This is a genomic window from Bacteroides sp. DH3716P, assembly GCF_025914115.1.
GTDB classification, from domain to species: Bacteria; Bacteroidota; Bacteroidia; order Bacteroidales; family Bacteroidaceae; genus Bacteroides; species Bacteroides ovatus.
Genome location: NZ_CP083673.1, coordinates 1371936 through 1393384, shown reverse-complemented (window position 1 = coordinate 1393384; position 21449 = coordinate 1371936). Strand labels below are relative to the sequence as shown.

Annotated in this window: 14 protein-coding genes and 1 pseudogene; 7 read left to right on the top strand and 8 right to left on the bottom strand. The window is 39.3% G+C overall.

The window, feature by feature from the left end:
- Positions 1 to 138: 138 nt before the first annotated feature.
- The 5 genes from KQP79_RS04960 (at position 139) to KQP79_RS04940 (ending at position 3967) form a co-directional block, all read left to right on the top strand.
- The gene (locus KQP79_RS04960) at positions 139 to 891 is read left to right on the top strand and encodes a hypothetical protein (protein ID WP_264386621.1); all 753 of its coding nucleotides are present in this window, start codon (positions 139 to 141) and stop codon (positions 889 to 891) included.
- A gap of 12 nt (positions 892 to 903) precedes the next feature.
- Positions 904 to 1578 carry a 16S rRNA (cytidine(1402)-2'-O)-methyltransferase gene (gene rsmI, locus KQP79_RS04955; protein WP_004299177.1) on the top strand — a complete coding sequence of 225 codons (675 nt, stop codon included), beginning with the start codon at positions 904 to 906 and terminating at the stop codon, positions 1576 to 1578.
- Positions 1579 to 1611: 33 nt separating this feature from the next.
- Positions 1612 to 2469, top strand: a complete 858-nt coding sequence (locus tag KQP79_RS04950) for a hypothetical protein (protein ID WP_004299178.1) — start codon at positions 1612 to 1614, stop codon at positions 2467 to 2469.
- Between the two features lie 93 nt (positions 2470 to 2562).
- A complete protein-coding gene (locus KQP79_RS04945; protein ID WP_008777220.1) occupies positions 2563 to 3255 on the top strand; it encodes a YjjG family noncanonical pyrimidine nucleotidase in 693 nt (230 codons plus the stop codon).
- 61 nt (positions 3256 to 3316) lie between these two features.
- The gene (locus KQP79_RS04940; protein WP_004306500.1) at positions 3317 to 3967 is read left to right on the top strand and encodes a MarC family protein; all 651 of its coding nucleotides are present in this window, start codon (positions 3317 to 3319) and stop codon (positions 3965 to 3967) included.
- 134 nt (positions 3968 to 4101) lie between these two features.
- Here the strand turns inward: KQP79_RS04940 and KQP79_RS04935 are convergent, their stop codons facing one another.
- The 8 genes and pseudogenes from KQP79_RS04935 to KQP79_RS04900 form a co-directional block, all read right to left on the bottom strand.
- Positions 4102 to 5679, bottom strand: coding sequence for an arylsulfatase (locus KQP79_RS04935; RefSeq protein WP_061448224.1), 1578 nt, complete (start codon positions 5677 to 5679; stop codon positions 4102 to 4104).
- A gap of 72 nt (positions 5680 to 5751) precedes the next feature.
- The gene (locus KQP79_RS04930; RefSeq protein ID WP_061448223.1) at positions 5752 to 6426 is read right to left on the bottom strand and encodes a DUF3823 domain-containing protein; all 675 of its coding nucleotides are present in this window, start codon (positions 6424 to 6426) and stop codon (positions 5752 to 5754) included.
- Between the two features lie 19 nt (positions 6427 to 6445).
- Positions 6446 to 8287, bottom strand: a complete 1842-nt coding sequence (locus tag KQP79_RS04925) for a RagB/SusD family nutrient uptake outer membrane protein (RefSeq protein ID WP_061448222.1) — start codon at positions 8285 to 8287, stop codon at positions 6446 to 6448.
- Positions 8288 to 8292: 5 nt separating this feature from the next.
- Positions 8293 to 8529 (bottom strand): annotated as a pseudogene (locus KQP79_RS04920) (hypothetical protein); the annotation flags it as partial.
- Between the two features lie 231 nt (positions 8530 to 8760).
- Positions 8761 to 9348, bottom strand: a complete 588-nt coding sequence (locus tag KQP79_RS04915) for an RNA polymerase sigma-70 factor (RefSeq protein WP_004326269.1) — start codon at positions 9346 to 9348, stop codon at positions 8761 to 8763.
- 364 nt (positions 9349 to 9712) lie between these two features.
- Complete coding sequence (locus KQP79_RS04910; protein WP_004306509.1) at positions 9713 to 11266, bottom strand: SusD/RagB family nutrient-binding outer membrane lipoprotein; 1554 nt, start codon at positions 11264 to 11266, stop codon at positions 9713 to 9715.
- A gap of 16 nt (positions 11267 to 11282) precedes the next feature.
- Positions 11283 to 14282, bottom strand: a complete 3000-nt coding sequence (locus KQP79_RS04905; protein ID WP_259025182.1) for a SusC/RagA family TonB-linked outer membrane protein — start codon at positions 14280 to 14282, stop codon at positions 11283 to 11285.
- 857 nt (positions 14283 to 15139) lie between these two features.
- Positions 15140 to 16312: a site-specific integrase gene (locus KQP79_RS04900; protein WP_004326266.1), complete on the bottom strand. Its 1173-nt coding sequence runs from the start codon at positions 16310 to 16312 to the stop codon at positions 15140 to 15142.
- A 449-nt stretch (positions 16313 to 16761) separates the two neighbouring features.
- Between KQP79_RS04900 and KQP79_RS04895 the strand changes: the two genes are divergently transcribed.
- Positions 16762 to 19878 carry a SusC/RagA family TonB-linked outer membrane protein gene (locus KQP79_RS04895; protein WP_004299186.1) on the top strand — a complete coding sequence of 1039 codons (3117 nt, stop codon included), beginning with the start codon at positions 16762 to 16764 and terminating at the stop codon, positions 19876 to 19878.
- A gap of 13 nt (positions 19879 to 19891) precedes the next feature.
- Positions 19892 to 21352 carry a SusD/RagB family nutrient-binding outer membrane lipoprotein gene (locus tag KQP79_RS04890; RefSeq protein WP_004299187.1) on the top strand — a complete coding sequence of 487 codons (1461 nt, stop codon included), beginning with the start codon at positions 19892 to 19894 and terminating at the stop codon, positions 21350 to 21352.
- Positions 21353 to 21449: the final 97 nt, after the last annotated feature.

Sequence of the window (21449 nt, the reverse complement as noted above, 5' to 3'; positions counted from 1 at the left end):
ATCAAAAGCAAAAGCGTAACGACCACTCTTTCAGTTGAATCGCTACGCTTTTCTCAAATTTACTTTTTAGCTATCTGTTTATTTTAAGTTATTGCATAAATTATTCCTACATTCGCACCGTATAAACAATGGACTGACATGAAACAGAAGCTATTAACAGATATTGAGTTGGATGTTCATGAGTTGAAGTATCTCATGGATTCATTTACCAAGGAGCCGACTCCGACTTTGTCTGAACTGTTGAAGCGGAGCATTACACGGATGCAGGGGCGTTTGGAAGAACTGCAGCAGGAGGTGGATGCTGTTCAGGTAATTTCTCCGTCAGCTGTGGAAGAGACAGCGGAAGAGGAGGATGAAGTTGCCGGGTCTGAAGAGGATTCCCCCGTGATTATACAATCTCTCGAATCGGTTGTTGTGAAAGAAGATGAGGAAGGAGAAGCCATTGTTGCGGAAGAGAAACCTGTCGTAATAGCGGCAGCTGCAGAGACAGCAGCAGAAGAAGAAGAAGAAGCAGAAGCAGCAGCAGCAGAAGAAGAAGAAGAAGAAGAAGAAGAAGAAGGGAAAAAAGAGGAACCGGCAATTGTTGAGGAACCTGTCGTTGAAACTGTTGTGAAAGAGGAAGAACCTAAATCGGCTGTGTTGGGAGAAAGTCTCAAACTGTCTGCCGGCTTGCGACATGCTATCAGCTTGAATGATTCTTTCCGTTTTTCTCGTGAACTGTTCGGAGGCAACACTGATTTGATGAATCGGGTTATCGAACAGATATCAGTAATGAGTTCCTACAAGACTGCAGTCGCATTTCTGTCCTCGAAAGTCGAATTGAATGAAGAAAAGGAGGCGGTGAACGACTTTCTGGAGCTACTAAAGAAATATTTTAATCAATCAGTATAAAACAAAAACAAGATGGGAAAGCTATATGTAGTGCCTACGCCGGTAGGGAATCTGGAGGACATGACTTTTCGGGCTATCAAAGTCCTGAAAGAGGTCGATCTGATTTTGGCGGAGGATACACGTACTTCCGGTATTTTGCTGAAACACTTTGAAATAAAGAATGCAATGCAATCCCACCACAAATTTAATGAACATAAAACGGTGGAAAGTGTTGTTAATAGAATAAAGGCAGGTGAAACGGTGGCACTAATTTCGGATGCCGGAACGCCTGGAATTTCCGATCCCGGATTTCTGGTTGTTCGTGAGTGTGTACGCAACGGCATTGAAGTGCAGTGCTTGCCGGGAGCAACCGCTTTTGTTCCGGCACTCGTTGCATCGGGATTGCCGAACGAGAAGTTCTGCTTCGAGGGGTTTCTCCCCCAGAAGAAAGGACGGCAGACACGACTGAAGACATTGGCGGAAGAACACCGTACGATGGTGTTTTATGAATCACCCCACCGTCTGTTGAAGACGTTAACACAGTTTGCCGAATATTTCGGTGCTGAACGTCAGGCAACCGTGTCGCGTGAAATATCCAAGCTCCACGAAGAAACAGTTCGGGGCAGTTTGGCTGAATTGATAGAACACTTTACCGCTACCGAACCCCGGGGCGAGATTGTGATAGTATTAGCAGGAATAGATGATTAAATAATTTCATTAAAAAACGTAAAACGTAAACGTATGAAAAAGTTAGCTGTTTTATTTGTATGCGTAGCCATGTTAGCTTCGTGTGATAGCTTTAAAGGTGGAAGTAAAGACCTGAAAGCTGAAAATGATTCTCTTTTGATGGAACTGAACCAGCGCAATGCTGAACTGGATGATATGATGGGTACTTTCAATGAAGTTCAGGAAGGTTTCCGTAAGATCAATGCTGCCGAAAGCCGTGTTGACTTGCAACGTGGAACCATCACTGAAAACTCTGCCAGCGCCAAGCAACAGATTGCTTCTGACATCGAATTCATCTCTAAACAGATGGAAGAAAACAAAGCGCAGATTGCAAAGTTGCAGGCACAGTTGAAGAACAGCAATTACAATTCTGCACAGATGAAAAAAGCTGTTGCCGCTTTGACTGCTGAATTGAACGCTAAACAACAACGTATCGAAGAACTTCAAACAGAACTGGCTTCCAAGAATATCCGTATCCAGGAATTGGATGCTGCTGTCAGCGACTTGTCTGCTGCTAAAGAAACGTTGGCTGCAGAAAACGAAGCGAAAGCTAAAACCGTTGCTGAACAGGAAAAGAGCCTGAATGCTGCCTGGTTCGTATTCGGTACAAAATCTGAATTGAAAGCTCAAAAGATTCTTCAGAGCGGAGACGTATTGAAGAGCGCTGATTTCAATAAGGATTATTTCACTCAAATCGATATCCGTACAACCAAAGAAATCAAGTTGTACTCTAAACGTGCTGAGTTACTGACTACTCATCCGTCCGGTTCTTATGAATTGGTTAAAGATGACAAAGGCCAGTTGACATTGAAGATTACTAATCCTACTGAATTCTGGAGTGTATCCAGATACTTGGTTATCCAGGTAAAATAAGGTAGACATCCCTTTTTGAATTGCCAATGTGCTGATTCCTGGATTCAAGAAATTAGCACATTGGCTTTTTTGTTTCTTATTATATAACTACTGATGAAATATAAAAATCTTTTTTTTGATCTTGATGATACCATCTGGGCTTTTTCTCAAAATGCTCGTAACACCTTTGAGGAAGTATATCAGAAATATTCGTTCGACCGCTATTTTGATTCATTCAATCATTATTATACTCTTTATCAACAAAGAAATACCGAACTCTGGGTTGAGTACGGTGAAGGAAAGATAACGAAGGATGAATTGAACAGCCAACGTTTCTTTTATCCTTTACAGGCCGTGGGAGTGAAAGATGAAGCGCTCGCTGAACGGTTTTCGAGAGATTTTTTCGCTATTATCCCTACTAAAAGTGTTTTAATGCCTCATGCAAAGGAGGTATTGGAGTATCTTGCTCCCAAATATAACCTCTATATCCTTTCCAATGGGTTTCGTGAATTGCAATCACGTAAGATGCGTTCGGCAGGAGTGGACGGGTATTTCAGAAAGGTGATTCTCTCGGAAGATCTCGGAGTGCTGAAGCCTTGGCCGGAGATATTCAATTTTGCTTTGTCTGCTACTCAATCCGAGTTGCGCGAATCCTTAATGATTGGTGATAGTTGGGAAGCGGATATAACCGGAGCGCACGGAGTAGGGATGCATCAGGTTTTCTACAATGTGACAGAACGGACAGCTTTCCCTTTCCTCCCTACTTATCACATCCATTCCTTGAAAGAATTAATGGATTTATTATAGGTTTTCTGGATTAAGTCGTATTTTTGTTGCGTTTTAGTTTTGCATAAAATACGATATAATCATGGATAGTACGCTTCTGCCTTTCGCCTTACTTTGTTTCACTTCATTCTTCACGTTGACCAACCCGTTGGGAACGATGCCTGTCTTTCTTACCATGACTCATGGTATGACGGATAAAGAACGTCAGTCTATCGTACGTCGTGCTACTATTGTGTCGTTTATTACATTGATGGTATTTGTCTTTGCCGGGCAGTTTCTTTTCAAGTTCTTCGGTATCTCTACCAATGGTTTCCGTATTGCCGGTGGGGTGATTATCTTCAAGATAGGCTTTGATATGCTTCAAGCCCGCTATACACCGATGAAGTTGAAGGACGAAGAAATCAAAACGTATGCGGATGATATCTCTATTACTCCTCTCGGTATTCCTATGTTATGCGGTCCCGGAGCGATTGCCAATGCAATCGTTTTGATGCAGGATGCGCATTCTTATGAAATGAAGGGGATATTGATCGGTACTATCGCCCTGATTTATCTGCTGACTTTCTTTATTCTTCGTGCTTCCACGAAATTGGTAAAAGTCTTGGGTGAAACGGGTAATAATGTGATGATGCGTCTTATGGGACTGATTTTGATGGTGATTGCAGTGGAATGTTTCGTTAGCGGATTGAAGCCGATTCTGGTGGATATTGTGAGAGAAGGAATGATTCCTTGATGAATAAGAATATGAGGGACGGAGAGTCCCTATAATGAAACTTGCCCCTGTTACAAAAAGATTTGTAGCAGGGGCAAGTGCTTTAAGATATGGTTTTTAGACATTTAGCATGTCTTTATGTGACCTTTCTGTGGCTATTTTCCTTTGGGATATACATAATGTGTATTTGCCCATTTGTTCCATTCGTCTACCAGTTGTTTTAGAATCTTGGGATTTTCTCTGGATAAATCAACACGTTCTGTACGGTCTTTCTCCAAGTTGAAAAGTTCCCATACTTTAGAGTTCTGGTCTTTAACGGCTTTCCAGTTTTTCCACCATACTACACAGTTGTCAAAGTGTTCACCAAAAATATATTCGTGCAATTCGGTGTCTGTATTGGTTAGTATCGGTAGCATGCTTGCGCCTTCCAAAGGAATGATCTCATTTCCTCCATGATAAGTCTTCGGATAGGTCGTTTCCGCTGCATCGATGAAGGTTGCCATAATGTCGGGCAGGAAAGCTCTGTTGTGTCTTATCTCGCCATTGTATTTTGCATACTTGTCGGGCCAGGAAATAATCAATGGAGTGGAGGTCCCGCCTTCATACGCTCTTACTTTATACTTACGGTATGGAGTATTGCTAACCTGTGCCCATGGCAGGCCATAGGATGGATTTACCCATTCATCCGGATTGTTAATCATATCGATGGTTCCGAAACCTTTCTCACGATGAGGCTCGGCACATGCACCATTATCCGACAAGAAAATAAGTAAGGTGTTATTCAGCTCCCCTTTTTCTTCCAGGTACTTTATTAACCGTCCCACATTATAATCCATGCAATGAACTTGTGCCGCATATACTGACATTCTTCTATCCAGTTCTATTTGTTCATCTTCGGTCAGTTCGGACCATTGGCGACCCTCCCATTGAGCAAGATCCCAATTTTTGTCTACCAATCCCATTTTAATCATACGTTTCAAACGGGCTTCACGTACTTTCTGCCAACCTTTCCGGTACTTGCCTACAAATTTGTCTATATCCTCCTGTTTAGCATGTAACGACCAATGGGGAGCGTTGTATGCCAGGTAAAGGAAGAACGGATTGTCATCTTTGGGGCGTTCGTCGACAAATTTAATCGCATAATCAGTAAATGCGTCAGTAGTGTAATAAGGTTGTTCCGGTGGAGGCAACTGTTGATTGTCTAAAGTCAGATTGCGATCTCCATGAGGTTGCAGATAACTGCAAGCTCCTGACAAGATACCATAAAAATGATCAAAGCCACGTTGCAACGGCCATTTTTCCTGTCCGTGCATACCGACATGCCATTTTCCCGACATATAGGTGTGATAACCGGCTTCTTTCAGCACTTCTGCTATGGTGACTGAATTACGGTTCAAATATCCCATATATCCATGCACTCCGTGATCTTCGGCAGAGTGAGGATCTTCGGACATCATTCCGATACCTGCCTGTTGGGGATAAAGTCCGGTCAGTAGACTGGCACGGGAAGGGCAGGAGCGTCCTGTGTTGCAGAAATGGGTAAAGCGTACTCCTTTTTTTGCCAGATTATCCAGATTGGGCGTAGGAATTTCTCCTCCGTAGCACCCTAGATCGGAATATCCCATATCGTCCACCATGATTAAAACAATGTTGGGCTTTGGGTCATTCTGGGCTGCTGCATGTAGGGACAGTAAGGATGCAGTTCCCATTAATAACATGTTTTTGTTTGTCATATAATTTTGTTTTATTTTTTTTGTCAGTATATTTATTAAATAAATATACTGACAAATTATTTCTTAGATGAATTATTTCAGTCTGAAAATTTCTGAATAGACAGCTTGGTCCGCTCCGTTCGCTTTTACACCGATGCGGGCGAATAGGGCTTTGGCTGACTGTACATTCTGGTTACTCGTAATATCCAGCGAAATATTTGTTACTCCGGGATTTATATTGGATAAATTTTGCCGGGCTATATTCGTGTTCTCGTCAACAAAAGTTGTTTTGCTGACGAGTAGCATTGCCTGGCTTATCTTGGCATCCTGTACTATTTGCTGTATATTGCACGTGCCGGATACGATGTTGTTATCTAATGTGATATTTTCGTCTGATATTGTAAAATAAGGGGTGACTTTTACTTCACATTGTGTTTTTCCTTTTACTTCCACATATATGGTATCGCGGTTATTCACCCAGGGACCGTTTTTGTCTTTAGTTACCAGTTTGTACGGACCATCGAAAAGTACTGCAGAGAAAGTTCCGTCCTGTGTGGCATACACGGTGATAGGATCATGGTTGGCATAACCATCCTGATACAATTGTAGTTGAATACCTCCGTTTGTACCTTTCAAACCGAGTTGTTTTCCCTTATACGTGATTTTCCCTTCCAGAAATGATTCTGGTTCGTCGTAATTGTCTAAACCGCAACTTATGGCAAGCAGGGAAAGTGAAAGCAAAGAAAATATAGTTCTTATTTTTTTCATTGTTTTACAGTTTTATGTTTTACTGATAGGGATTTTTCACTAATAACGGGTTCTTGTTGAGCCAGCTGTTATCGAAGAAGTTATAATAGTTCTTCATCTGGAAATAGCGGGGGTAAGGAACCATGTAGGCTTTCTTTTTGTCGAATACCCACATCTTGTCATTGGCGCTACCCGGATCATTAACCTGATAAGGGAATAGTTCGTAGAGCTGTGCATCCGGATTTTCCGAATTACCATCCCAGATTTCGTGAGCCAGGCGCCAGCGTTTCAGATCCCAGTAACGATGATCTTCCAATGCAAATTCCACCCGATATTCGCGGACAATATCTTCAAATGTGATTGATTCCAGTTCGCTGATGCCGGCGCGTGTACGAACAGGATTGATGTAGTTCAGCGGATCATCTTCTCCGGTTTTATTGAGCTCATAAGCAGCCTCACAAGCTATCATATATGCTTCTGAAATACGGAAACGAGGATACCACATGGTACTCATCTTCGAATTGGTAGAAGCACCGATGGTTTCGTCCAGGAATTTGCGGAAGAAGAAACCTGTTTTGTTTATACGGATTTCATTTGATTCCATTGGTCCGTTGATAGAAGTTATCAGGCGGTTATTGTCATCGTAAGAATCGGCTTTACCTATGATTTCTTTCCAATTTCCGTTTCCGTCGGGCACTTTCTGACCGGCTTGCAACACTACTTCACTACCTCTGAATTTGGCTCCCGGATAAAGTACGGTTCCCCACAACCGGGCATCTTTATTGGCAAAGGCATCTTCCGGCCGACTGTACATGATGTAATTTCCGGATTCATCCTTAACTTTGATTGTGCCGTCGCGGTTGTCTTTGTATTCAAATGCTTCTACCAGATTTAATACTGCGCCGGAATAACAACGTTCCTGATCTTCTGCTAGAGAAGCGGGAATATTCTTTTGTGTGAATCCATGGGTGGCTCCTGGATATGCATAATCTTTGGCCCAGATCACTTCATGATTATTCTCTTTGACACAGACTGCATTATAAAAATTCTGTCCCAGATCATTACGAATCGTTATGTCCAGGTTATAATAGGCAGAAGCTTGAGTTATCACTTCTTTGGCTGCTTCCAATGCTGTTTCGTAATATGGGGTAGCCATTTCCGCCGGAATACCGACTTCATTTCCTTCTGTGCGTATAGGAGCAACCATCTTATTATTGTAGTTGGCCAATGATCCTGCATAAACGGCAGCACGTGCCTTTAACATCAGGGCAGCCCAACGTGTGGCACGGGCGGCATTGGTGGTGGGCTTTGTAGGCAGGTAATCTGCGATAGTGGCACATTCATTGATGATATAATCGTAGACTTCTGATTCTTTGGAACGGGGAACAGCCAAACCTGAAACATCCCTCCCTGCCTCATATTCGTATACGTTATCATTCACAATAGGTACACCGCCTAAACCTCTGCACATACTAAAATATGCCCAGGCGCGTAAGAAGCGAATTTCGCCTTCATATCGCAATTTCTCTGTAGATTCAAGTACGGTTGTAGCTCTTAATCCCGCCAGGAACTGATTTAAATTACGAATATATTTATATGGATAAACTCGCCATTGATTGTCACTGTATTCCTGCATGTTATCACGGCCACCATCAGTCACGCAACCGTCGTCCACTTTAGTAAAGCTGGCGGGAGTGGCAAAACTTTGTCCCCAATTCTCTGTATCTCCATAAAAACCGGCCAATACGGAGTTTATCATTTTAGCATCGCTGAAGATCTGGTCATTTGTCAATATCTGATCGGGATCACGATCTAAAAAATCAGAACAAGATCCTAATATCAAAGTTAAACCCAATAACAGGTATCCTTTTATATATTTCATTGCTTTTAGAATTTAAGTGTTAAACCCAGATTGATAATTCGCATACTCGGGTAAGCTGTTCCGTTACCGGCTGAAACTTCCGGATCGATAGGTACATTGGTGAGTGTAAACAGGTTCTGTCCGGCAAGATATAACCTTAGACTGTTAATTCTGCATTTTTGCAGCCACTCTTTGGGGAAGGTGTAACCAAATTCCAGATTACGCAGTTTTAAATAACGGACATTGTACTTCGGCAATGAGCTTGTTATTAGAGCCTTTCCAGGTTTCCTGATAATAGTTGGATAACTGCTCTTTTGCTTCCTGACTGTGGAGCCAGTCAGATAGTATTTGTTCTTCATCCGGAGAGGTTTCTCCCCGCATAAAACATTCTAATAATAATATATTCGTATTCTTCTCCATGGGCTTTTATTATGTATATCTCCATGGAGCCAAGAATCCTTACAGGGTGCAAAGATTTTACTCTGTATTTAACACTATTTAAAATTAGAAGAAAGAAAAAATAGAGCCAAAGCTACAATTTCATTGGCTAATTTAGAACGTAAGAAATGAAGGGCACGATATAATTGCGTTTCAACTGTTTTTTCTGACAAAGATAGTTGGGCGGCTATTTCTTTATTTGTCAGATGTTGTTTCTTGCTCATGAGGTAGATTTTCTTCCGGGAAGAGGGTAGCTGTTCTACCAGCTCGTCTATATATTCTTGTAGGGAGTCGGTGTCAACATCTATTTCAAAGTGCTTGTCGGCATCAGTTTGTTTGATTGAATCCAGAAAACGTTCCGAAAGTAGCCGTTTTTCTGTTTCCTTATATACCATGTTGCGTGCTATTGTGAAAAGATACGCTTCAAAGCCTTCTTCCGGTTTGATATCCTGATGTCTTTCCCAGATCTTCAGAAATACATTTTGAGTGAGGTCCTCTGCTAGTATTTTATCATATAGAAGGGAATGAATAAAATGAAATACACGGGGATTATATTTCCAGAAAATAGTGTCGAAAGCCTTTTCGTCACCTTGTTGTAGGAGTGATAAAGTGTGTGTGTCTATTTTCTCTAAAAAATGATCCATATATTTAGTGTCTTCAATCCTTTTCAGAGGAAGTTTAAAGAGTTATCATTCAAAAGCTACTTTGTTTATAGACGAAAATAAATACTCTTTATATTTAAAAAGTATATGTAAATAAACCCGTAAACCATTGGCAAATATAAGGAACATTTTTTATTTTGAATTACTTTTATAGAGAAAATGTGTTGGTCGGCAGGATGAATGAAAAGAGTATGCTCTATGAAATTACATGAAATAAGAAAGGGGGAGAGTGGGATTTTTGTATAAATAATAAAGGCTTTTATTATTATAATATAAAGAAATGAGACTGAATTCCCACCTTTCCCCTGGAGAATTCAGTCTCATTTATATGATTCAAGTCAATGGATTATCTGCTTCCGCCTGCCCACCAAACATTTTCACTATACACATATTGTCCGTTTCCGTATGCTGCTTTCACTTCGGCATTCGTTGTTGTGTCGCTATTGCCATAAGGACAACGTAATGGGAAAGAGTTTGGATTTTTTAGCTCAATAAAGTTTTCGCCTAGTCCTTTCATTCTGCGAACATCATTGTAAGATTCTGTCGCTTCACCTGAAGCTCCCCATAATGCGAAGTATTTTTGAGTCATTGTTGTTTTCAAAGGTTCAGCTGTATATTTGGCCTCTATCGTATTGTCAAAGTAACTTTCGGCTTCAGCTTCCGTAATACTGCTTGCTGCATTGATGAGTGTTTTGCCCAACTCTTTTCTTGAAATAGTAAAGCTGTTTTCCGCATTTAACAGTCCAGCCACTACTGCATCTTTTAATGCACTTTTAGCATCACGTTCCAATCTGCACAGAGCTTCTGCTTCCAGGAATTTTAATTCATGATAACTCAACAACAGTGTTGGTGCTGATATAGAATACATAAATAAAGAAGTTCCATATTTGGAAGTGCCTTGTTCTGGTGTACCGTTAGGCGCATATACGGCGTTGTCTGCGGTTCCCGGAGCTTGTTCTTTTCCGGAGGTACCCTGTTTAGTGATGAAAGCTCTGGACAGACGTGGGTCATTGTATTCTGCCAGTTTGCTTCTCATGCTTTCGCTTGCACCTAATCCGGCACGTGCCACAAAGAAACCATAAAGCGGATTTATGTTATTAGCGTCATATACGTCGAATGCTGCTTGTTCTTCTGCGCTTTCGAAAGAGTTATTTACATATTCCAACACCTTCTCCATATCCGCGTCTTTGTTGGCAGATCTTTTAAGAAGATGCATCGTGTAGCGTGCTTTCAGACCATATGCTAACTTAAGCCATTTTTCAGCATCACCCTGGTACAGCAAATCTTGAGCTTCCGGGTCTATCAGATCTTCTTTCTGTAAGTCTGCAATGGCATCATCCAGATATTGCATTGCTTGGGTATAGATTTCTTCTTGCTTATCCATTTTAGGAGTTAGGTAAACAGGAGAACCGTTTTCGTCAATTAATGCAGCCTGACTACATGGAGCATCTCCAAACATATCGGCTATCAATGCGCAATTATAAGCAGCCAACACTTCAGCCATACCCTTGGTTACATAATTCCCATGGTCTATGCCTCCCTCGCTGCATTGATTGATAATGATACGGGCGGATTTCAATGTTGAATACAGACCATTCCATGTATTGTTGAAAGTGGAAGATGAGGTCGGTTCGCTCTCTCTGGTTTCTGCATAATACAATTGGTTGTCAACACCTACTTCATATTCAATGTAAGCAGATAGATAAGTATTGAAATCACCTCCTGCATTGGAAAATGCAGTAGAGGTTATCACATCTGTCAGAATGAATCTTGCGGCTACGCTTTGCGTATGGCCGTGGTCCTTGTTGATTCTATCCATTGCATCTTCCGAGCATCCGGAAAAAACAACTGATAAAACAGTAGCGGCAAAAATACCTTTAATTATATTATATGTTTTCATCTTTCTTTTTAGCTAATTAGAATTTTACATTAAATCCAAAACCATAGCTGGCTGTTCCCGGAAGAGAGAAACGTTCGAATGCACCTCCCATGTTGTCATTACCTTGTGAAGCTTCCGGATCGAAACCTTTCATTTCAGACCAAACCAAAATGTTGCGGGCAAAAACATTAACGTTCACATTCAGCCATTTCTTTGAGAAAACCGGATAACTTACAGATAATTCACGCAATTTGATATAAGAATTATCATAAATGTAAGATTCGTCAATTGATCTTCTTCTGGTGAAATATGCTTGAGCATCTGTTACTTTTATATCATTGGGGGCATAGATTGAATTACCATCCGCATCTTTTCCTGTTTCTTTAACGGAGTTTTCCACAATGAATTCGGTATTACGCATATCACCAGATAATTTGCTCACACCGTAATAGTTCATTTCACCTGCGGTACCACTATACATCTGTCCTCCTTGTTTCCAGTCGAATACTGCAGAAATACGGAACTTGTACAATTCGATATTTGTATTGAAACCTAAACGGAAGTCAGGAGATACAGTTCCGATAACCGCATCTTCTCCCTGCATGGGAAGTCCGTTTTTGTCTACTACAATCTTGCCTTCGTCATTACGCATATAGCTTTTTCCATAGATCACAGGGAACTTGTCACCAATTCCGGCACGTACCTGCGGAGTTACAAATCCTCCTAACATAATACTTTCTACTCCTGGAGCCAATTCGTCTACGTAATTGTCGATTTTGGAGAAGTTGAAAGCGAAGTCGAGTTTGAAGTTTTTGGTATCTACCGGAGATACGCCCAATGTCAACTCGTGGGTATTTGTGTGGATTTTACCTCCATTCATTATCATACTTGAGGCTCCGGTTGAACCTGCCAAAGGAACTTCGAATATCTGATCTTTCACATTCTGACGTGAATAGGTATAATTCAAGGTTACCAGTCCGTTTAAGAAAGTAAGATCTGCTCCCAGTTCGTATGATTTTGTATTTTGTGGTTTTAAGTTAGGGTCATATACCTTATAATATGGAATGTAAGCCATTGCTCCATTAATTGGATAAACAATAGGATTTCCCATATAGAAGCCGCCACCATAAGACGGAGTATAATAATAACTTTGAGTATAATCACCGGCCATACCAACTTCTGCATAAGAAGCACGTATCTTACCGAAAGTCAATATGTTATTCTTCAGGGGAGCCAGTTCGGTGAAGATGAATCCTAATGACACTGAAGGATAAGTGAAAGAACGGTTGTCACGTGGCATGCTTGAAACAATATCGTTACGTATACTTCCACTTAGATAGAGCATGTTTTTCCATGCTACTGACAAGTTGGCGAAATTACCTACCGTCCGTTTCTTGTTGTATTGGCTTTCGTTGGAGAATACAGAAGCATTATTCAGATGATTCCATCCGGGGAAATTGAAATTCATGCTATATGCGTATTCATATTTTGTCTTTTTATCCACAAACTCATTACCAATCAATGCATCCAAGGTCCATTCTTCGTTGATATTCCATGTGTAAGCGGCAGTTAACAGTGAGTTTAATTCATTAACAGTGTAATGGTACTCTGAATCTTCACCTGTAGGTGCCCAAGTACTTCCATATCCGTAGATTTCTGAATAGTTGGTAGTGTAAGCGTCATCACCGATCTGGTATTTAATATCCAGTTTGTGGTTGTCTGTTCCAAATTTAGTAGTATATTTCACGAAAGCATTTCCGAAGAAACGTTGTGAACGTTCGGAGAACTGGTTATTGTCAACTGCCCAATATGCATCGTCGATCCAGCTGTCTCGATATGTATTTTGTGTGTAAGGGTCGCCTTCTATGTGAGAAGGAATACCGGCCATATTATAGCTGACGGGTGCATTATAGATCGTAGCAACCACACTGGTGTTGGCTGTAGACTGTTTGGAGATTTTTGAAGTCACAAAGTTTCCATTAAATCCGGTAGTCCAGTTAGGATGGAGTTGTGCTTCGGCGGACATTTTCACGTTATATCTATCCATACCGGTTGATGGAACGATACCATTACTGGTGGTGTTACCCAAAGAAAAGGAGTAGTTACCTTTGTCGAATCTCTGGGCTACATTGACGTTATTGCTCCAAGATACACCTGTTTCAAAAAAGTCCTTCATGTTGTTATATGCTTGTGGAGTAGCCCACGGATTCATGCCGGCAGCTGCAAGTTGAGGAACATAGTATTTTCCGGACTGTTTACCATATTGGCTGGTGTAACTGTTGTCTGTATTTCCTCCGTAGGTAGGGTCGTTAGCTAATTCGGAAATCTTAGGACCCCATGCGAAAGGAGATGACGGATCGAAAGTACCGCCTGAACCTTGTGCATATTCTTGTTGCAGTTCCGGAAGAGTTGAAATCTTATCAAAGGAAAGGTTAGTACTGAAAGTAATAGTCGGTTTTCCTTTATCTGCTCCTTTACCACTTTTGGTGGTGATAACGATAACACCATTGGAAGCTCTCATACCATACAAAGCAGAAGCGGCTTGTCCCTTTAATATATTGATACTTTCTATATCATTAGGGTCAATGTCGACAGCACGGTTAGCATAGTCCGTTCCATACGCTCCATCGGTAAGAGAAGTACTCACATCTGCGGTAGAAGCGATAGGCATACCATCAATTACATACAATGGAGTATTGTCTCCAGTGAAAGAACGAGAACCGCGAATCGTGATCTTTGAAGAAGCACCCGGCATACCTGATGATGGGGTGATGTCAATACCTGATACTTTTCCTTGTAAGGCTCCCGCTAAATCTGTATTAGCAGCACGTGTCAACGCATCCGATTTGACGTCTTGTACGGCATATCCCAATGCTTTCTTCTCACGTGAAATACCCATAGCGGTAACTACTACTTCGTCTAGCTTTTGGGCGTCAGCCTTTAATACAACTCTCAAATTTGGCTTAATAACTACCTCTTGTGTTTGCATTCCGATATACGAAATCTGCAAAGTCTTTGCAGAACTAAATACAACTATAATATGTTGATTACTAACAATATATATGATGTTTGCTTTCCTTTGGAAATATTTTTTTGTTGTAGTTATTATGCAGATTATCAATATATTAAGCACCTACCAAACATATTAGTTTACTGATTTATGATACCAGATTTCTATCAAAAATAGGGCATAACCATCTATTAATTAATTATTTAAGTTCTTATCTTATATGATATAAGCTAAAACTTATTTCCATCTTAACTGTTGAAGATGGTTTTCTTGTTCTAAATTATATCCAATAATTATTGACTATAATAATATATTCATTAGCAAACGGTAATCTAAGAAAAAGAAAAACTCCAGATGAAAAAATGCATATTTTATTACTGTATATTTTAAAATATGCAGGGGTGGATTCAAATATCCTCCAAAATCGCAGAGAATATGATTGATGAATATTTATATTGGATGGTTATATGCTTTTTCTGTATCAAAGAGATTGTGTAATTACATCTAATTATGCAAAAAGAGGTATTTATCATTTATCTGATGCTAAAATGAAAGAACCCCAAATGCCGGATTTTAATAGCTATTAGAGGCTGTCAAGTTTATAAATTAGCTTTTAATCCTTTCCTTTTAAAGAAAGCAAGGGCTTCTCTACGACCAATGACTCGTTCCTTTTAAAGGAACGCTTTATTCCTTTAAATGGGACGAGTGATAATATTCGTAATTATGATGTATCTTTAGATTATATATATGCGTTTTCGGAACTTATATTGCATATTCTTTCATTTAATTATACACACTTTCTTCTATTAGAGAAAATTATACCTTCCATTTCTATAACCAAATCTTAAAAACAGAACACTTTCGTTTAGTTTTTGTGCTTATTATTATTTTTTTGATGAGGCAGTTTTCTCAAGATCACGCACCACTGTAATATCCATTATATTCGCATATACCTGCGTGGTCTTTACACTTTTATGTCCTAACAGTTTTTGTACAGTAGTTATATTGGCACCATTATATAATAATAAGGTAGCATTTGTATGACGGGCGGTGTGAAACGATACACGTTTATCAATTTTAGCCAAGCCTGCCAATATGTTTAATTCCTTATTAATATTAGAATTGTCTTTCAACTTGAAAAAACTATTGAGGTCATCTTTATAGCGTTGTAATATCTGGATTCCTTTACCCTCAAATAATAAATATAAAGGAAGGCGTACCTCCATACCTGTTTTGACAGATTTGTATATTATCCAAGTCTCCTGATGGAACTCAACAATATTTGCAGAGGTCAGATTAGTGAAATCAGAATATCGTAATCCAGCATAACAGCAAAATAAAAAAGCATCTTTTGTTTTTTGCAGTCTCGTATATCTTCCAGTCAGCTGCAAATTCTCAAATTTGTGTAACTCTTCCGGAGCTAAGTGTGTATGGCTTCCTTCTATACTTTTAATTTTATATTTTCTAAAGGCATACTTCTGTATATCCATATACTCCTTATTTATTGCAACATTAATATATCGTTTCAGATGCTTCATGTGCTTGGCAATAGTATTAAGGTGATAACCTTTAGATTGCAGGTAATTATCAAATGAAGACACAAACTCAAATGTCAAATCGGTAAATAATACCTCTTTCTTGAACTCCTGAAGTAATTCAAGCGTGGAAAGGTGATTTTGACGGGTACTTTCTTTCAAAGAAGAATTGGCTATCTCCTCTTTAAAAAAAGTCAAAAATGACCTTCCATTGCTTAGAGGTTTATCAATAGAATTTTTTAATAAATCTAACGATATGGACTTTCCCTGTTGCCATAGTCCAAGTTCTGTTTGCTCAATAGCTGCTATATTTTCATATAACATACGATTCAAAACATTCGCATTAGGATGATTCTTCACCATTTTTCGTTTGGCATCCCACTGTTCCGGTTTGAGATATATTTTGGTGGAGAAATACATCTTTTTCCTGTTCAGATAGGCTTCTACCTGAACTAATGCCATTCCTCTTTTATTCAATCTCTTCTTTCTGTTAAACACAAGGTTGTAACTGATCTTTTCCATACTTTCATTTTTTAATTAATAATAGAACAAATTAGACGTAATTCTGTGCTATATCAGAGGCGAATAAGCATTAATATCTCTAAAAAATAAATCTTCAAATCACTTGGTATTCACAAAACTTTAAATTAAATGCCACTTTTTTATTCGCTTTTTCACGAAAAAAGCAAAAAGAATGGCTTTTAAAGGTGTTTTATGACTAAAAACGAGTAAAAGAAATATTAAAAGAGGCATTTTGCTTATGCAAAGTGTCAATTGCTGTTTTAGCAATCAAAGCTTTTGGTTGAAAAAAATATGCTTATCGGCATAAATACAGCTTATAAAATAACAAAATGTTATATTTGCAACCTTTTTTTATTAATATAATTGCTAGTTTCAGTTTTATTAATATATTTGCAAATTGTTAGAGTAAAGATACAAATAATGTAAAGTTAAACTTTAAGAGAGAATTTATGAAAAGAAAATTAATGCTGTTATTGGCATGCCTTTTTGTGGGCATAGGCCTAGTAACTGCCCAGACTCAAAAGGTCACAGGCGTTGTGATTTCTGAAGAAGACGGGCAGCCAGTTGTTGGCGCTTCTGTGTTGGTAAAAGGTACCACTCTGGGTACAATCACAGATGTAGATGGTAATTTTAATTTGTCGAATGTACCAAGTTCTGCAAAGACTTTGCAGATTTCGTATATTGGTATGCAGACACAAGAAGTGGTGATCAAACCAACTTTAAAAGTTGTGCTAAAGTCTGATTCCCAAAATCTAGATGAGGTTGTAGTGACAGCTATGGGGATTAAGCGATCGGAAAAATCCCTAGGTTATGCCGTATCTAGTGTGAAGGGAGATGAAATAACTAAAGCACGTGAAAGTAATGTACTTAATTCATTGTCTGGTAAGATTGCGGGACTGCAAATAGCCCAATCATCTGGTACGGTAGGTGGTAGTTCAAGTATACAGATTCGTGGAGCTTCGTCTATTGGTACCGTTTCTTCTCCTTTATTTATTATTGACGGGCTTCCAATTGACAATGGTTCCTATAACCCTGACAGAACTAATGGTATAGTTGATGTCGGTAATCGTGCAGGGGATATTAATTCAGATGATATTGAATCTATCAATGTATTGAAGGGAGCAGCTGCAACAGCATTGTATGGAGCGCGTGCAAAGGATGGTGCTATCGTTATTACTACTAAGAAGGGAAAGAAGAACTCACCGGTGTTTGTAACAGTAAACTCTTCTACACGATTTGAAAATGTACTAAAGTTACCTGACTTTCAAAATGAATATGCACAAGGCAGTTATGGTGTATATAATGTGAAAATGTTGAATGGTTGGGGACCGAAGATCTCATCGGTACAAGATCAGCAGTTTACAGATTACAAAGGTGATAAAGTGACTTTGAAGGCAAATCCTGATAATGTAAAGGATTTCTATGAAACGGGAATGAGTTATATTAATAATGTATCAGTTGCGGGGGGTGGTGAAAAGGCGGACTTCCGTTTGAGCTTTACTTCTACTAATCAGACTGGTGTTGTACCTGGATCTGACTATAATAAATACGCTTTTTCTGTCAATGCGGGTATGAATTTTACTAAGAACTTCACAGGTCGTATTTCTGCTCAATATATACGTTCCGACTCTGAAGGTCGTCCAGCGCAAGGTGCAAATGATAGTAACCTACTGATTCCATTGATTAATGGATTGCCGAGAACTATTGATATACATGATATTCAAAAGAATTGGGTGGATGAGAATGGAAAGCAAATCACATTAGATCCGGAAGGTAAAAGTAATAATCCATATTGGATTATTAATAAGAATAAGTTTACCAATAATTTAGATCGTATGATTGGTAATATCACATTGACTTATAAACCGATTGAAGGACTGACTATCACCAATAATGCCGGAACAGATTTTTACACAGAAGGAAGGCGTAAGGTATATGCAAAAGGTACTGTAGGAGCCTTGAACGGAAAGTTCCAGACTTGGAATTTGTATAAAAGAATTATAAATAATGACTTAATGGTTTCTTACGAGAAGACTTTTGCAAATGACTATCATTTTAAGGTAATGATGGGGCATAATCTCTATCAGGAGGAATGGAAGAATGAAAATGTGCAGGCGCAGAATCTGGTTGTTGATGGGCTATACACATATACTAATGCGAAGTCTACTACTCCGGTAAATTATTATGAAAAGAAACGTCTTGTTGGTTTATATGGAGATATTAGTTTGGGATACAAAGATATGCTTTTCGTAAATGTAACAGGACGTAATGACTGGTCGTCTACTCTACCGATCAATAATCGTTCCTATTTCTATCCTTCCATAAGTGGTAGTTTTATTTTTACGGAGTTGATGGAAAACAAAGATATTCTGAATTTTGGTAAGGTTCGTTTGAGTTATGCTAATGTGGGTAGTGATGAAGATCCGTACAATTTGGCATTTAAATATACTCCCGCTAGTACTTACTTTTTGCAATATCTGGGTAATGTTAACACTTTCCCCCATATGGGATTAGTTGGCTTTACGGGACCTCGTGTCTTACCAAATGAGAATTTGAAGCCGCAAAATCAAAGTTCTTTTGAAGTTGGAGCTGATTTGCGTTTCTTCGGTGGAAAAATTAGGTTAGATATGACTTATTATAGCAATATTACAAAGAATCAGATTGTAAGTATTGATGTCCCATTGTCAACAGGCTACTTTGCCAATAATATTAATGCCGGGAAGATTGCCAATAAAGGTGTTGAAGTAACTTTGGGGTTGACTCCTGTGGAAACACGTGATTTTAAATGGGACCTGGATGCAACATTTGCTTCAAATAAGCAGACAGTGGAGGAGTTAGCTGAAGGACTTGATGAATATACGTTAACGAGTGGACTGAGCGGTTTACAAATTAAGGCTGCTAAAGGAGATTCGTTTGGCTTGTATGGCACGGGTTGGAAACGTGATGACCAAGGAAATTATGTGATTAATTCTAAAACAGGTTTGAGAGAAACTGTTAATAACGTGCGTTTAGGAGATGTATATCCTGATTTTACGATGGGAATCAACAATACATTTACTTATAAGGGAGTTACCTTGAGTTTCTTGATTGATATCCGTCATGGAGGTTCTTTGTATTCAGAGACTGTAGCTAATTTAAGAAGTAGCGGTTTGGCTGCTGAAACAATAGCTCACCGTGAAGATGCTTCCTTTATTGAGCCGGGTGTAATCCTTCAGGATGATGGAACATATAGACCTAATGATGTTCCTGTGAAAAGTATGCAGGATTATTGGCAGCATATATCCAATTCTAGTAATAATGAAGGGAATATCTATAATGCATCATTTGTAAAACTCAGAGAGGTACAGTTGTCTTATAGCTTCCCACGCAAATGGTTCAAGAGCTTTTTTGTTAAATCATTGGATTTAGGTTTTGAGGCACGTAACTTATGGATTATTAAAGATCATGTGCCACATATTGATCCGGAAGCTAACTTCTTCGGTCCTTCTCAGATTGGGGGTGGTGTAGAGTTTAACAGCATACCTTCTACCAGAAGTTTTGGATTTAATGTCAGATTAACATTGTAAGATTTAAACGAATATGATAATGAAAAAGAAAATATTAACATACGCATTGAGCGCTTTGGCATGTTTAACTTCATGTAGCGATTGGCTCGATATTAACCATGATCCCAATACTGCCGAGAAAGTTGATCCCGGGTATTTGTTTAACTATGTAGCTGTAAACTGGGCTGGAACACGCACTGGTGGTGACTTTTATATTCCTTTATCTATGAGTTCGCAGTGTCAAGTTGATGGTGGACTTGATTACGGTGGCTGGGATGAATCTGTATATACTATTTCTCCTTATAGTACAGGGAATGTCTGGAAACATTATTATTCTGTAGGTGGCAATAATTTGATGTTAGCTATTAAAAATGCAGAAGAGTCAGAACCGGTGAATCACAATGCTATTGCGCAGTGTAAGATTCTTTTGGCTGAGCATATGTATGAGGCAACGATGTTGTGGGGAGATATTCCTTTCACAGAATCCTGGAACGGAACAATTAAATATCCGAAATTTGATTCTCAGGAAAGTGTATTGAATGGTGTTTTGTCATTACTTGATGAGGCATTACAGCTTATAGATCTGAATGATGCTAATGCAATTGATGAGTACGATATCTATTACAAAGGTGATATGAACAAATGGATGACTTTGGCAAAGTCTTTAAAATTCAGAACATTGATGGTTATGGTAGATAAAGACCCTTCTAAGGCTGCTGCTATTGGTACGTTGCTGCAGGCTGGAGGAATGGTTGCATCAGCAGCGGACAATTTGGTATTTCCTTACTCTACAGATCCGGGTAACCAGAACCCTAAATATGAACTTATAGAATTGGTTGGGGGGACACAAATATTGTTCTTTGCCAGCAATTATATGTTGAAACCGATGCAAGAACGTAATGATCCCCGTATTCCCTGTTATTTTGAACCGGGTGCGGATGGTGTATACCGGGGGTTGGGTAATAGAGAGGCTGCAAAGACGGATGATGAAGAAAATCTACTGTCATCTGTTGTAAGCAACTACCTTTTCAGAAGAGACGCTCCGGAATTGATTTATTCTTGTCAAGAACAGCTACTTTTGGAAGCAGAAGCTTATGCGCGCGGATTAGGAGTTGCTCAAAATCTGTCGAAAGCTAATGAACTGTACCTGAAAGGAATTCGTGAAGCATGTGCTTTTTATGGAGTTGCGGAATCCGATATTGATACATATGTTACAGGTTTACCGGAATTGACAACGATGACCCAGGAAAAAGCTCTGTATGAGATTCATATGCAGCAATGGATTGATTTGATGGATCGTCCGTTTGAGGAGTTTGTACAATGGAGGCGATCTGGTACTGCCGGAAACGAGGTCCCGACATTGCAAGTCCCGGAAGATGCAACTTCAAAAGAATTGATCAGAAGATGGGAATATAGTCCTGAAGAAATGACAGCTAATATTAATGCACCGAAAGAATCTCCGAAAATCTGGGAAAAACTATGGTTTGATTTATAATTGAATTACCATAAATGATACGAAAAAGAGGACAATAAAACATTGTCCTCTTTTTTTTTGTTATATTTGCGCCCACATTATTATATATAATAGAAGT

Excerpts from the sequence above, each read along its gene's own strand:
- KQP79_RS04890 (WP_004299187.1), top strand. The coding sequence starts at position 19,892 with ATGATAATGAAAAAGAAAATATTAACATACGCATTGAGCGCTTTGGCA.
- KQP79_RS04930 (WP_061448223.1), bottom strand. The coding sequence starts at position 6,426 with ATGAAAAAAATAAGAACTATATTTTCTTTGCTTTCACTTTCCCTGCTT.
- KQP79_RS04925 (WP_061448222.1), bottom strand. The coding sequence starts at position 8,287 with ATGAAATATATAAAAGGATACCTGTTATTGGGTTTAACTTTGATATTA.
- KQP79_RS04895 (WP_004299186.1), top strand. The coding sequence starts at position 16,762 with ATGAAAAGAAAATTAATGCTGTTATTGGCATGCCTTTTTGTGGGCATA.
- KQP79_RS04900 (WP_004326266.1), bottom strand. The coding sequence starts at position 16,312 with ATGGAAAAGATCAGTTACAACCTTGTGTTTAACAGAAAGAAGAGATTG.
- KQP79_RS04910 (WP_004306509.1), bottom strand. The coding sequence starts at position 11,266 with ATGAAAACATATAATATAATTAAAGGTATTTTTGCCGCTACTGTTTTA.
- KQP79_RS04950 (WP_004299178.1), top strand. The coding sequence starts at position 1,612 with ATGAAAAAGTTAGCTGTTTTATTTGTATGCGTAGCCATGTTAGCTTCG.
- KQP79_RS04945 (WP_008777220.1), top strand. The coding sequence starts at position 2,563 with ATGAAATATAAAAATCTTTTTTTTGATCTTGATGATACCATCTGGGCT.
- rsmI (WP_004299177.1), top strand. The coding sequence starts at position 904 with ATGGGAAAGCTATATGTAGTGCCTACGCCGGTAGGGAATCTGGAGGAC.
- KQP79_RS04940 (WP_004306500.1), top strand. The coding sequence starts at position 3,317 with ATGGATAGTACGCTTCTGCCTTTCGCCTTACTTTGTTTCACTTCATTC.
- KQP79_RS04915 (WP_004326269.1), bottom strand. The coding sequence starts at position 9,348 with ATGGATCATTTTTTAGAGAAAATAGACACACACACTTTATCACTCCTA.
- KQP79_RS04960 (WP_264386621.1), top strand. The coding sequence starts at position 139 with ATGAAACAGAAGCTATTAACAGATATTGAGTTGGATGTTCATGAGTTG.
- KQP79_RS04935 (WP_061448224.1), bottom strand. The coding sequence starts at position 5,679 with ATGACAAACAAAAACATGTTATTAATGGGAACTGCATCCTTACTGTCC.